The 13,546-nt window shown below is 63.7% G+C and carries 11 protein-coding genes and 1 tRNA gene; 9 read left to right on the top strand and 3 right to left on the bottom strand.

Annotated elements, in window-relative coordinates:
• The first annotated feature begins 12 nt into the window (after positions 1 to 12).
• Together D2E24_RS03100 and D2E24_RS03095 are read left to right on the top strand one after the other, a co-directional pair.
• A complete protein-coding gene (locus tag D2E24_RS03100; protein WP_125967870.1) occupies positions 13 to 915 on the top strand; it encodes a YlbL family protein in 903 nt (300 codons plus the stop codon).
• 77 nt (positions 916 to 992) lie between these two features.
• On the top strand, positions 993 to 1,418 hold the full coding sequence (locus D2E24_RS03095; RefSeq protein ID WP_164520979.1) for a DUF3052 domain-containing protein: 426 nt from the start codon (positions 993 to 995) through the stop codon (positions 1,416 to 1,418).
• A gap of 51 nt (positions 1,419 to 1,469) precedes the next feature.
• On the opposite strand, the gene D2E24_RS03090 is transcribed toward D2E24_RS03095, so the two are convergent.
• A tRNA-Val gene (locus D2E24_RS03090) sits at positions 1,470 to 1,543 on the bottom strand.
• Between the two features lie 160 nt (positions 1,544 to 1,703).
• Between D2E24_RS03090 and D2E24_RS10700 the strand changes: the two genes are divergently transcribed.
• From D2E24_RS10700 to D2E24_RS03055, 7 genes are all read left to right on the top strand, one after another.
• A complete protein-coding gene (locus D2E24_RS10700) occupies positions 1,704 to 3,179 on the top strand; it encodes a DivIVA domain-containing protein (RefSeq protein ID WP_125967868.1) in 1,476 nt (491 codons plus the stop codon).
• A gap of 4 nt (positions 3,180 to 3,183) precedes the next feature.
• Complete coding sequence (gene dxr / locus D2E24_RS03080; protein ID WP_125967867.1) at positions 3,184 to 4,365, top strand: 1-deoxy-D-xylulose-5-phosphate reductoisomerase; 1,182 nt, start codon at positions 3,184 to 3,186, stop codon at positions 4,363 to 4,365.
• A 47-nt stretch (positions 4,366 to 4,412) separates the two neighbouring features.
• The gene (ispG, locus tag D2E24_RS03075) at positions 4,413 to 5,630 is read left to right on the top strand and encodes a flavodoxin-dependent (E)-4-hydroxy-3-methylbut-2-enyl-diphosphate synthase (RefSeq protein ID WP_125967942.1); all 1,218 of its coding nucleotides are present in this window, start codon (positions 4,413 to 4,415) and stop codon (positions 5,628 to 5,630) included.
• Entirely contained in the window at positions 5,630 to 6,355 is a 726-nt protein-coding gene (gene recO / locus D2E24_RS03070) for a DNA repair protein RecO (RefSeq protein ID WP_125967866.1), read from the top strand. The genes ispG and recO overlap by 1 nt, the downstream gene beginning before the upstream one ends.
• Positions 6,356 to 6,357: 2 nt before the next feature.
• On the top strand, positions 6,358 to 7,146 hold the full coding sequence (locus D2E24_RS03065; RefSeq protein ID WP_125967865.1) for an isoprenyl transferase: 789 nt from the start codon (positions 6,358 to 6,360) through the stop codon (positions 7,144 to 7,146).
• Between the two features lie 344 nt (positions 7,147 to 7,490).
• Positions 7,491 to 12,353: a type ISP restriction/modification enzyme gene (locus D2E24_RS03060; RefSeq protein ID WP_164520978.1), complete on the top strand. Its 4,863-nt coding sequence runs from the start codon at positions 7,491 to 7,493 to the stop codon at positions 12,351 to 12,353.
• 11 nt (positions 12,354 to 12,364) lie between these two features.
• Complete coding sequence (locus D2E24_RS03055; protein ID WP_164520977.1) at positions 12,365 to 13,084, top strand: DUF4145 domain-containing protein; 720 nt, start codon at positions 12,365 to 12,367, stop codon at positions 13,082 to 13,084.
• Between the two features lie 4 nt (positions 13,085 to 13,088).
• On the opposite strand, the gene D2E24_RS10785 is transcribed toward D2E24_RS03055, so the two are convergent.
• Together D2E24_RS10785 and D2E24_RS03050 are read right to left on the bottom strand one after the other, a co-directional pair.
• Complete coding sequence (locus tag D2E24_RS10785) at positions 13,089 to 13,175, bottom strand: DUF7723 family protein (protein ID WP_420897468.1); 87 nt, start codon at positions 13,173 to 13,175, stop codon at positions 13,089 to 13,091.
• Positions 13,168 to 13,470, bottom strand: coding sequence for a DUF7724 family protein (locus D2E24_RS03050; protein WP_125967862.1), 303 nt, complete (start codon positions 13,468 to 13,470; stop codon positions 13,168 to 13,170). The genes D2E24_RS10785 and D2E24_RS03050 overlap by 8 nt, the downstream gene beginning before the upstream one ends.
• Between the last annotated feature and the right edge of the window lie 76 nt (positions 13,471 to 13,546).

The following is a 13,546-nucleotide window of genomic DNA, read 5'->3' as shown; positions in this document are numbered from 1 at the left end:
AGTATGGGAGGTATGCCGAAAATGCACCTGAAACGCCGAACTCACGCCGAGGGCATAGACGAGACGAACGAAGCGGCCGAACGCGCGCCGGGCCCGGTCCGCGTCCACGCGGCACGGGTGCACCGCGCGCTGCTCGGCACCCGCCGGCGCACCGCAGCCACGCTCGCCGTGCTCCTGTCCGCCCTCGCCCTCAGCCTGCCCAGCCCCTACACCGTCGAAGGGCCAGGCCCCACCGCGGACGTACTCGGCGACGACTCCGGCAAGCCCATCATCACCGTCACCGGCGCCGACACGTACGACGACGACGGCCAGCTGCGCCTCGTCACCGTCAACGCGTCCGGCGTGCCCGGCTACCCCGTATCCAACCTCGTCGCCCTGTGGGCGTGGCTCGCCCCCGGCCACACCGTCACCCCCAGCGAGGCCGTCTTCCCCGTCGGCCAGAGCGCCGAGGAATACGTCGAGGAGAGCGAGGCCGACATGACCGGCTCGCAGGACTCCGCCACCACGGCGGCGCTCGCCTACGCGCGCACGCTGGGCGTCGACACGGACGGCGTGGAGGTGACGATGCACGTCGACGACATCGGCGGCCCGTCCGCCGGCATGATGTACGCGCTGGGCCTGATCGACAAGCTCACGCCCGAATCGGAGACCGGCGGGCTGACGATCGCCGGCACCGGCACGATGGACGACGACGGCGACGTCGGCGCAATCGGCGGCATCCGGCTCAAGATGATCGGCGCGAAACGCGACGGCGCCACCTGGTTCCTCGCCCCCGAATCGAACTGCGACGAGGTCGTCGGCCACGTGCCCGACGGTCTGCGCGACGTGAAGGTGAGCACGCTGGACGACGCGTATCGGGCGCTCGTGGCGATCGGACAGGGCAAGGGCGACGACCTGCCGCACTGCGCGGCCTGAACCGACGTGTGGGGCGCGCGACACGCGCTCCCACGAATCGGACGCGAGAGCGGGGCAGTTCGCCTCATGTTGGTAATGTGGGACGCGTGAATCAAACGGCTACTGCTAACGCTGAGGAATTCGGATTCCACGAGGGCGACCTCGTTCAGGAATGGTTGTGGGACGACGACGTGGATGACGGCATCCGCGCCGGCATCGAGGAGCTGACGGGGGAGGACCTCGTCGACGAGGACTACGGGTCCGCCGTCGACGGCGTGATCATCTGGTGGCGTGACGGGGACGACGAGGACGAACTGTCCGACGTGATCGTCGACGCCTACGCCGTGCTGGGACAGGACGGCCCGCTGTGGGTGCTCACCCCCAAGCCGGGACGTCCGGGCGCGGCCAATCCGAACACCGTGCAGTCGGCGGCCAAGACCGCCGGCATGAACGCCGCCACCCCGCTGACCGTCAGCGCGGACTGGAACGGCGTGCGGCTGCGCGCCTTCGGCAAGGGGCGCTGAACATGACGAAAGGGGGATCCCACCGGTGTGGGATCCCCCTTTCGTTGCAGGTGGGCGATGAGGGGCTCGAACCCCCGACATCCACCGTGTAAAGGTGGCGCTCTAGCCGACTGAGCTAATCGCCCGCAGGGCACTACTGTAGCGCATGCCCCGACGGCGGCGCGCCACACGCGCGTCGCGCGGTCCGCCGCGCCCCGGCGGCGGTTCCGGGGCGCGGCGGACCCCGTGCGTCGCAAGCGCAACGTAAGGTTGATGCGTCAGAACTATCCGTAGGAGGTCAATACGATGGCGAAGGAAGCCCAAACCGAACGCGGTTCCATTGCCCGCGCAGGCAAGCGCAAGATGGGATACGACGTCGGCCAGGTGGACGCCTTCCTCGAGCGGGCGCACGCCTTGTATGAGGACGACGAGGCGTCGCTGACCCAGCAGGACATCCAGAACGTCTCCTTCGACCTGGCCAAGGGCGGCTACGACATCGCCCAGGTCGACGCCGCCCTGTCGCGGCTGGAGAAGGCCGTGGTGGACCGCCAGACCGCCGCGCAGATCGGCGAGCATGGCCGCGTCGCATGGCGGGCCCAGACCGAGGAGCTGTACCGGAGCGTCGCCGCGCACGCCGAACGCGCGCCGCGCACCCGTTTCCGTGACGGCAGGAAGCGCCAGCCCTCCTACGACCGCAAGCAGGTGGACCGGCTGATCGACGGCATCGTCGCCAAGGCCGCCGACGAACTGGGCATGGACGCGCCGGTCGCCCCGGCCGCGCGCGACCGCAGCGGCGAGCTGACCGCGGCGGGCGTGACCGCCCGCGTGTTCACCCAGCGCAAGGGCGCCCGCGGCTACGACGAGCGTCAGGTCGACTTCTTCCTCAACGCGTGCGTGCAGCTGCTCACGCGCATCGAATCCTTCGCCCGCGTGTCCGAGATGATGCAGCATGACGGCGACGGGGAGCCGCATGCGACGGCCCGTCCGCTGTTCCCCGCCGCCGACGACTCCTTCGACGCGGTGCACGAGGCCGAACGGGCGATCTTCGCGCCAAGCGCCGTCGAGGCGACCGCGGCGATGACGAAGGTCTCCGTCCCGGTGCCGCCGGTGCCGGTCGCTCCGGCCGCGCCGGCCGCGCCCGCGACGCCGGCCGTCGCATCGACGCCGACGACGCCGGCCGCCTCCGTGCTCCCGGAGACCATCCCGTCGTTCGCGCCGCCGAAGCCGGTCGTTCCGGCAGCCCCGGCAGCCCCGGCCGCTCCGGCTCCCGTGGCTCCCACCGTGGCGGAATCCACGGCCGGGATGGACGCCGAACCGTCGTCCGTCCCGTCGCTCGCGCCCGCCGGGGATTCCCCGCTCGCCGCGCCGACCATGCCGGGCGCCGACTCGTCGCTGGCGCAGCTGGCCCAGCTGGCCGAGAAGACCCAGGAGCAGGCCGCCGAGACCGCACCCCAGGCGTTCCGTCCGCACATCCCGGACCTTCCTTCGGCCATCGCGCCCGTCGTTCCCGATCTGGGGACCTCGTCGGACTCCGCGCTGTCGGAGCCTCCGGCTTCGATGCCGGCGTCCTACGCGCCGGAGCGCAGGCCCGAACGCACGGTGCCGCAGGGCCGTGTGGCCCAGTCGGCGGTCCCGACGCCGCCGACGTCCGGCGTCGACCAGCCGGCCCGCATCGATCAGGCGACCCGTCCGTCGATGTTCCCGCAGCTCGACGAGTCGGTCGACACCGACATCCCCGACCTGTCGTTCCCGCCCCTGTACGGCAACGGCGAAAGGAAGTGACGGCATGACCTCCGCAACCGTCATCATCCTCGGATCGACCGGCTCGATCGGCACGCAGGGCCTCGACGTCATCGCCCGGCATCCCGACCGTTTCACCGTGACCGGCCTGGCCGCCGGCGGCGCGCACGTCGCGCTGCTCGCGCAGCAGGCCGTGCGCTTCCGCGTGCCGCAGGTCGCCGTGTTCGACAAGGCCGCCGCGGCCCCGCTGCGTGAGGCGCTGCACGCCGCCGGCGCCGATCACGTGCAGGTGCACGCCGGCCCGGACGCCGTCAACGCGATGGCCGGCGCCGGCGCCGACGTCGTGCTCAACGGCATCACCGGCTCGATCGGACTGGAGCCGTCCATCGCCGCGCTGCGCGCCGGCTCCCAGCTCGCGCTGGCGAACAAGGAGTCCGTCGTCGCCGGCGGCCACCTGCTGTTCGACGCGCAGGTGCGCGCGCATCAGATCAACCCGGTCGACTCGGAGCATTCCGCCATCTGGCAGTCGCTGCGCTCCGGCACGCACGGCGAGGTATCCAAGCTCGTCGTCACCGCGTCCGGCGGCCCGTTCCGCGGCCGCACGCGCGAGCAGATGCGCGACGTGACCCCCGAGCAGGCGCTCGACCATCCGACCTGGAACATGGGTCCGGTCGTCACCATCAACTCGTCCACGCTCATGAACAAGGGACTGGAGGTCATCGAGGCGAGCCGCCTGTTCGACGTGCCGCCCGAACGCATCGACGTGACCGTGCACCCGCAGTCCGTCGTGCATTCGATGGTCGAGTTCCGCGACGGCGCCACGATCTGCCAGGCGTCCCCGCCCGACATGCGCCTGCCGATCGCGCTCGGCCTGTCCGCGCCGGAGCGGCTGGGCGACGTGTCCGCCGCATGCGACTGGACGACGGCCGCGACCTGGACGTTCGAGCCGCTCGACGACGTCGCGTTCCCCGCCGTCTCGCTCGCCCGCCACTGCCTGGGCGCATCCGAGAAGCACACGGCCGTGCTCAACGCGGCCAACGAGCAGGCCGTGCACGCGTTCCTCGACCACCGTCTGCCCTATCTGGGCATCGTCGACACCGTCAAGGCCGTGCTCGACGAGATGGACGGCGAACTGCGCGGCAGGCCGCTGTTCGAATCCGTGGAGGAAATGAGCCGGATCGAACACGAGGCACGTCGCCGCGCCGACGATCTGATAAACAGGCAGTGATCCGAAACCAGACGCATACCCGGAGGTAGCACGAGTTGACCGACAACATCCCCGCCATCAAGCCGTTCCGCAAGACCGGGGATCCGGTCGACCTGACCAGCGAGTCGCCGCTGCACCCGCGCCGTGCATCCCGCCGCATCATGGTCGGACCGGTGCCGGTCGGCGGGGGAGCGCCCGTGAGCGTGCAGTCGATGACCAACACGCTCACCGCCGACGTGCCCGCCACGCTCCAGCAGATCGCCGAACTGACCGCCGCCGGCTGCGACATCGTGCGCGTCGCCGTGCCCAGCCAGGACGACGCCGACGCGCTGCCCGAGATCGTGCGCAAGTCGCCGATCCCGGTCATCGCCGACATCCACTTCCAGTCGAAGTACGTGTTCCAGGCGATCGACGCCGGCTGTGCGGCCGTGCGCGTCAACCCGGGCAACATCCGCAAGTTCGACGAGGTCGGCCCCGCCATCTGCAAGGCCGCCACCGATGCGGGCATCTCCCTGCGCATCGGCGTCAACGCCGGCTCGCTCGACAAGGACCTGTACGCCAAGTACGGCGGCCCGACCCCCGAGGCGCTCGTCGCCAGCGCGCTCAAGGAGGCGCGCATGTTCGAGGACGTCGGCTTCCACGACTTCAAGATCTCCGTCAAGCACCACGACGTGATCACCATGGTCGAGACGTACCGCCTGCTCGCCTCCAAGGGCGACTGGCCGCTGCATCTGGGCGTCACCGAGGCCGGCCCCGCCTGGCAGGGCACCATCAAGTCGTGCCTCGCGTTCGGCGCGCTCCTGGCCGAGGGCATCGGCGACACGATCCGCGTGTCCCTGTCCGCGCCGCCCGTCGAGGAGGTCAAGGTCGGCTGCAAGCTGCTCGAATACATGGGACTGCGCCCGCGCAAGTTCGACATCATCTCCTGCCCGAGCTGCGGGCGCGCGCAGGTCGACGTGATTCAGCTCGCCACCGCCGTCACCGAAGGCCTCAAGGACGTGACCGCGCCGATCCGCGTGGCCGTCATGGGCTGCATCGTCAACGGCCCGGGCGAGGCGCGCGAGGCCGACCTGGGCGTCGCCTCCGGCAACGGCAAGGGCCAGATCTTCATCAAGGGCAAGGTCATCGAGACCGTGCCCGAGGACCGCATCGTCGACACGCTGCTCGAGAAGGCCAACGAGATCGCCGCGCAGATGGAGGCCGACGGCCTCGTCCCGGCCGGTTCCACCGGTCCGGTCGTCGTGCCCGTCACGCACACGGCCGCGCACGCCGGCCACGCCGCCTGATGCCGCTGTACCGTGACGAGGCGGTCGTGCTGCGCACCGCCAAACTCGGCGAGGCCGACCGCATCATCACGATGCTGACCCGCTCCCACGGCAAGATCCGGGCCGTCGCCAAGGGCGTGCGCAAGGTGCGCTCGCGCTTCGGCGGACGGCTCGAACCGTTCATGCGCGTCGACGTGCTCGTCGCGCAGGGACGCACGCTCGACAGCGTCTCCCAGGCCGAATCGGTCGCCGCGTACGCCGCGCCCATCAGCGCCGACTACGACGCGTACGTGGCCGCCGGCGTCATCGTCGAAACCGTCGAACGGATCGTCACCACCGAACATGAGCGCGTCGACGCCCAGTACCGGCTGCTCATCGGCGCGCTGCACGCGCTCGCGTCGCACGCGCACGAACCGGCCGCCATCGCCGACTCGTACGTGATGCGCGCCCTCGCGCTGGCCGGCTGGTCGCCGAGGCTGGACGCATGCGTCGTATGCGGCCGGCCGGCCGGCGACCCCGCGTACCTGTCGGTCGCGGCCGGCGGCGTCATGTGCCAGGCCGACCGCACGCGCGACGCGCACCGGGTCGAAACGGCCACGCTGAATCGGCTGCGCGCGCTGCTGCACGGCGACTGGGCGACACTCGACGCCGCGCCTCTGGACGCGGCGACCCGACGGCTGGTGGAGGAGTGGAGCGAGTACTATCTGGAACGCCCGATTCGTTCACTGCGGTTGCTAGATTCGTAACCATGGCTTTTGAGAACGTCGACTACACGTCGCTGGACATTCCCGCGGCGCCCTTTTCCGATCCGTCCCGCATCCCCGACTTCCCCAAAGGCGCCGTGCCGCGCCACGTGGGCGTGATCATGGACGGCAACGGCCGTTGGGCCAAGGAGCGCGGCATGGTCCGCACCAACGGCCATCAGGCCGCCGAACCGGTCGTCTTCGACACGATCGCCGGCGCCATCGAGGCGGGCGTGCGCTACCTGTCGCTCTACACGTTCTCCACCGAGAACTGGAAGCGAAGCCCCCAGGAGGTGCGCTTCCTCATGGGCTTCTCGCGTGAGATCATCCACCGCCGCGTCGACCAGATGAACGAGTGGGGCGTGCGCGTGCGCTGGTCCGGCCGCCGGCCCAAGCTGTGGAAGTCCGTCATCGACGAGCTCGAGGTCGCGCAGGAGAAGACCAGGCACAACAAGGTCATCGACGTGGTGTTCTGCATCAACTACGGCGGCCGCGCCGAGATCGCCGACGCGTGCGCCGCGATCGCGCGCGACGTGCGCGACGGCCGGATCAGCGGCGACCGCGTCACCGAGAAGATGATCGCCGACCACCTCTACCTGCCCGACGTGCCCGACTGCGATCTGGTGATCCGCACGTCCGGCGAGCAGCGCACGTCGAACTTCCTGCCCTGGCAGGCCGCCTACGCCGAACTCGACTTCGTGCCTGAACTGTTCCCCGACTGCGGCCGCGACGTCCTGTGGCGCTCCATCGACCACTACATCCACCGCGACCGCCGCTTCGGCGGCGTCAAGTAGCGCCGATTCGCGCCGACAACGGCCCCTCCGACGAGGGGCCGTTCGCATATGCGGACCTCTGCGGTGTCGAGAACGGCTTTCTCCACGGGAATTCGTCACAATGCACGCGCAATCACGAGGCCTGCGCGAGCATTGTGAGGTTTCGGGCCTTCGTTCCCTCACAATGCTCACGCAGACACGTCGATCGCGCGCGCATTGTGAGGCTGCCGGGACATGACGGGGTGGGTTCCCACTGAATTCACTCGATGATTCGACATGTGTCGGCCCGCTTATCTACGTGTCAAAGCTCATCTGACGATGTACTCTGGTTCCCAGTGGGTGTGTACATAGACGAGGGAGCCGGAATGGGCATTGACGAGATCTTTTCGCGCATCGTGTCGGAGTCGGTCGATAAACGCGAACAGGGGACGCGCTTCGAGCGTGCGGTGAAGTTCTTCCTTGAACAGGATCCGGCTTGGCTGGAACGGGTCAGTCAGGTATGGCTGTGGGACGAGGCGCCGACGAACGACGGCAAGCAGGACACCGGCATCGATCTGGTCGCGCAGGATACGGACGGCTCGTATTGGGCGGTGCAGGCGAAATGCTACGCCAAGCCCAAGCTCGCGGCGGGCGACGTGTCGACGTTCTTCATGAATGCGCTCGCCGACGACCGATACCAGCATTACATGATCGCGGATACGGTTTCCGGCTACACCTCCGTGTTGGAGGAGTACATGCTGTCGCATCCCAATCTAGATATGGTGCGTTTGGATTTGGATACGATGCGACGGTCGAATCTCGACTGGGGCGCGTTCATCGACGGCACCGAATCCGCCGACCGTGTGACCTATGATCCCCGTCCGCATCAGCGTGAGGCCATCGATGCGGTGAAGACGGAACTGGCCGGCCATGACCGGTGCTCGCTGGTGATGGCCTGCGGCACCGGCAAGACGCTGACCTCACTGCGTCTGGCCGAAGAGCAGGTCGGCGATGGTGGCACGGTGTTGTTCCTCGCCCCGTCGATTTCACTGGTATCCCAGTCGATGCGCGACTGGGTGAACCAGACCCGAAGCCGCATCAACGTGTACGTGGTGTGCTCCGACGGCAAGGCCAGCAAACTGCGCAAGGCCGATCAGGAATCCTACGGCCAGCTGACGGACATCCCGTTCCCGGCGACCACGAATCCGGAGACAGTCGCGCATCGCTTCCAGCCCCGTCCGGATGCGTTGAACGTCGTGTTCTCCACCTACCAGTCGATTCAGGTCATCCATGACGCGCAGGACATGGGACTTCCGGCATTCGACATGACCATCTGCGACGAGGCGCATCGCACCACGGGCGTGATGGACGGGGAGGCCGCGTTCCAGAAGATCCACGACGCTGATTTCATCCGGTCACGCAAGCGCGTGTACATGACGGCCACGCCGCGCATCTTCGGCGAGGGGGCGAAGAACAAGGCCAAGGAAGGCGCCATCGAAATCGCGAGCATGGACGACGAGACCGTCTACGGGCGCATCGCATACCGGCTGAGCTTCGGCAGGGCCGTGGATCTGGGATTGCTCACCGACTACAAGATCGTGGTCATGCAGGTCGCGGAAAGCATGATGGGTTCGGTCATGCAGAGGCAGTACGGTGCGAAGGACTCCGAGATTCCGCTGGATGACGCGGCCAAATTCGTGGGCTGCTGGAAGGCATTGTTCGACCGCCGCCACTCCAAGAGCGTGGACGAACTCGTATCCCGTGGCAAGCATGCCGCTGAGACCGCGCCGGACGATTCCAAGCGTGTGCTGCACCATGCCATTGCATTCGCCGCGTCCATTAAGGACTCGAAGGCGCTGAGCGCGAAGTTCCGCACCGTCATCGACGACTACACGCGCAACTTGGAGGACACGGACCAGAACCGGGTGATGATCGCCGCGAACCATGAAGTGCACGTGGAGATCGACCATGTGGACGGCGGCATGGACGCCGCCACCCGCGCGGGCAAGCTCGAATGGCTCGCCGCCGAAACCGACGACAACGAATGCCACATTCTCTCGAACGCGCGCTGTCTTGCCGAAGGCATCGACGTGCCGGCTCTGGACGCGGTCATGTATCTGAACGCCCGGCGTAGCAGGGTGGACATCATCCAGTCCGTCGGCCGTGTGATGCGCACGGCTCCGGGCAAGGAGTACGGGTACATCATCATCCCTGTGGTCATTCCGTTGGGCGCCGACCCGGATGCGGTGCTTTCCTCGGGCGCCTACGAGACCGTATGGCAGGTGGTGCGGGCGCTGCGCAGCCACGACGAGCGCCTGGACGCGATCATCAACGCTGCCTCATTGGGTGACGAGGAGTCGCTGAAGCGCATCATCGAGATTGAAGTATTGGACGAGTCGAAGCTGCGCAAGCATAAGCGAGCCGAGACGAAGAAGTCCGGTGTCGGTGGCAATGGGCAGTCTTCGGAGCCGTCCGACGATTTGCAGGATGATCCCGAGACTGCTGCTTTGACGGCCGATAACTGGTCGGATGTGGAACTGGATTGGAGCGTGGGCGAGATGGCGAAGGCCATCAACGCGCAGATTGTACGCAAGTGTGGCACGAAGATCTACTGGGGCGAATGGACCGACGACATCGCCGCCATCACCCGCGGCCGTGCCGAAGCTATCTACCGGCTCGTGAGCCAGCCCGGTAGTGCGCGCGACAGCTTCCTCGAGTTCGTGGACGGTCTGAAGGACAGCCTCAATCCGGGCTACACGGAAGTGGACGCCATCGCCGTGCTCGCCCAACACGAGGTCACCAAGCCGATTTTCCAGACCCTGTTCACCAACAAGGAAGTCATCGACCACAATCCCATCGTCCGAGGACTCGACCGCACGATGACGGCCCTATACGAGGCCGGACTGTCCGCAACGACCGACAATCCCACGCTGCGTGACCTGTACGCGTCGGTGCAGCTGTCCGCAAGCCAGCTGGAAACGGACGTCGCCAAGCAGAACCTCATCAAGGAGATCTACAACGAGTTCTTCACCAAGGCGTTCAAGGACACCGCCGACTCGCTGGGCATCGTGTACACGCCCGTCGAGGTCGTGGACGCGCAGCTGCACATGGTCCAGCGCGCGCTGGAACGCGAGTTCGGCCAGTCGCTCGGTTCGTGCGGCGTGCACGTGCTCGACGGATTCGCCGGCACTGGCACGTACATGTGCCGACTCATCGAGGACGAGTCGCTGATTGCCGCGGAGGATCTGCCGTACAAGTACGAGCATGATTTGCATTCCAACGAAATCGTGCCGTTGGCCGCGACCATCATGGACATCAACATCGAACAGTCCTACCACAAGCGTATCGGGGGGGGGTATCAGGCGTTCCCGGGTGCGCTGCTGACGGACACATTCCAGATGCACGAGGACGGCGATACACTCGACGACACCGTGTTCACCGAGAACACCGAACGCATTAAAGAACAGAAGAGCCTGCCCATCAAGGTCATCGTCGGCAATCCGCCGTATAGGGCCGGTGACAGCGAGAACACCGGCAATCAAAATACCAAGTACCCGACCCTCGACAAGCGAATCGAAGAGACCTATGTGGCCGAATCGAACGCTACTTTGAATAGTAAGCTGTATGATCACTATATTCGCGCCTTCCGATGGGCGTCTGATCGTATCGGGGAATCGGGTGTCATCTGCTTTGTCACTAATGGTGGATGGCTTACTGGTGAATCAACTGCTGGCGTACGTAAATGCTTTACCAAAGAATTTAATTCCATTTACGTATATAATCTGCGTGGCAATCAGCGTACTGTTGGTGAGGAGTCAAGGAAGGAAGGAGGTAAAATTTTTGATTCTGGGTCACGCGCGACTATTGCTATTACTCTTCTTATTAAAAATCCATCATCCAATGAGCATGGTGTCGTTTACTATCGGGATATTGGTGATTATCTTTCCCGACAGGAGAAGTTGAATATCCTCAAAGATGTAGTAAACTTCAGTCCGGAATGGGACGGTATTGAACCTGATGCACATGGTGATTGGCTCGATAAGAGAGATGGCTCATTCAACGAATTTATTCCTGTTGATAGTTTATTCAGTATTTCGTCGCTTGGTGTTTCGACGAATCGTGATGCTTGGGTTTGGAACTACTCTCGTGATTTTGTGAATACATCCGCTATCCGTAGTGTTGATTTGTTTAATCAGAGTGTATCAACAGGTTTTATAACTGAGTCTCATATTTTGAAATGGACAGACGGCTTAAAACGTAAGTTTAATCAGAAGAGGGTTTTTTCCTTTGTGGATCAGGAAATAAGAATTGCTTCGTATCGTCCATTTTGTAAGCAGTACCTCTATGCGTCAGGTCAGCTGATCGAGCGTCCAAGTTCTCAAATCAAATTACTGCATGTTGAGGGTGGCAATACGCGAGAAATATGTGTTTCCAATGGGGATGCGCTTATTGCAGAGCTGATTCCTGATCTTCATTTTTGTGGAGATTCGCAATGTCTCCCGCTCTATTGGTATGAGAAGGTCGAATCTTCGGATGACCGTGATTTGTTCACCGCGTCAGATACGTCTGGTGCGGATGAACGAGGCTATATTCGCCATGACGTGATTACCGACACTGGCCTCAAGGTGTTCCGTGAAGCGTACCCGAACCTGCGCATCAGCAAGGAGGATATCTTCTACTACGTGTACGGCGTGCTGCACAGCCCCGAATACCGTCGACGCTTCGCCAACAACCTCAAGAAGGAACTGCCGCGCATCCCGCTGGCCAAAGACTTCAAGGCGTTCATGAAGGCAGGCCGCGCCCTCGCGCACCTGCACTTGGACTACGAGTCGCTGGACCCGTGGCCGGTCATGGAGGTCGGCGACAAGGCGAACCCCGGACGCACCGAGAAGATGACCTACCCGAAGAAGATCAAGGATCCGGAGACCGGCAGGAAGGTGCCAGACCTGACGGTGCTCAAAGTGGCGGAGAACCTGACCATCGAGGGCATCCCGCTGCGCGCCTACGAGTACGTGGTCAACGGGAAGAGCGCCATCGGCTGGCTCATCGACCGCTATAAGGTCACCACCGACAAGAAGAGCGGCATCACCAACGACCCGAACGACTACAGCGACGATCCCCGCTACATCGTAGATCTCGTGGAAAAGGTCATCCGAGTCAGCATGGAAACCCTCGACATAGTGGAATCCCTTCCCGCCCTAGAAGAACTTCCCCAAACCCCCAACTGGCCGACCGCATGGAAGAAATAAGGAGAAGCAGCATGGTATCAGCGCGTGAATGTTGGAATTGCCATACTTATGCGAATATGAGTCTGCCTCGATTTTGGGGACAGACGCCTTATGACAGGGGTACTGATCTCATGGATTGTACGTTCCCGAGGCAGGAGGATCGTCAAGAGAATGATGGGACCTATTTCGTGATATACAAATGTGATCGATGTGGCTATCCGAATATCGCACATTACGCTGAACCGACCTCTGATGATCCGTATGAGCCCTTCGAGCCATTTGAGTGGATTCCGGCTTCTGCTACCGGCAAACAGTACTCAGATGTTCCTGCTGATGTTGCCCAAGCTGCATCCGAATGCTACAAGTGCTTCAACATAGGTGCCTATCGGGCTGTGGTCATCATGGCACGTAGCGTGCTTGAGGCCATCATTACTGAGAAGATTTCGCATCCGGCCAATCAGCAAGGCAAAGACAAGACGCTGACTGTGAAATTGAAAGATGCAGCTGACGCTGGCATCATCGATCGGCGTTTAAGCGATCTTGCCAAAGCGATCAAGGACATCGGTAACGGAGCGACTCATAATATCTTCGAGGAAGTCAGCAAGGATGAAGCGGCTTATATTCTGGGCTTCATGGATCTGTTGATAGAAGATCTCTATCAACAAGAGGAGCGCTTGAAGAAACTGGCAAATTTGAATCAAAAATTTGAACAGGCAAAGGCCTCGAAATTGTTCGCAGCACGAGGAGATTGAGCATCTAAGCGCGACCGCAGGATGTGTGGGTGAACGAGTAACCGTTCACGATCATTCCGGCGGCGCGGGCGATGGATTCCACATCAGGCATGGGACACCTCTACTTTCCGAATGGGATCGAGGAAACGGTCGGCGTTGATGTATAGGTCGTGGAGTACGGGTTCCAGATCGATGTACTCCTCTTCCGGTTCGGTGTTATGCCGGTATTGTGCGTCGACGACGAGATAGCCGTGATCCCATTCCTTGACGTTCGTGTACCGTTCCAGTGAATACGGAGCCCGGAAGCGGATGCGTTCCCCGTCGTATTCGAATACGGTGAACCCGTTTTCCACTCCGAGACGGGCGATGCCGTCCGTTGTCTGGATGTTGTTCGTCGGTATCGACATGAGCGGCGCTCCCTTCCTTGGAACGGTAATCAGAGCTCTCTGTGATTATACGTGGAAAAACGAAGCGGCCTCTCCA

This window comes from Bifidobacterium samirii (genome assembly GCF_003952945.1).
GTDB classification, from domain to species: domain Bacteria; phylum Actinomycetota; class Actinomycetes; order Actinomycetales; family Bifidobacteriaceae; genus Bifidobacterium; species Bifidobacterium samirii.
Note: the sequence above shows the minus strand (reverse complement) of the source record. Positions and strands in the feature narration are given on the sequence as shown.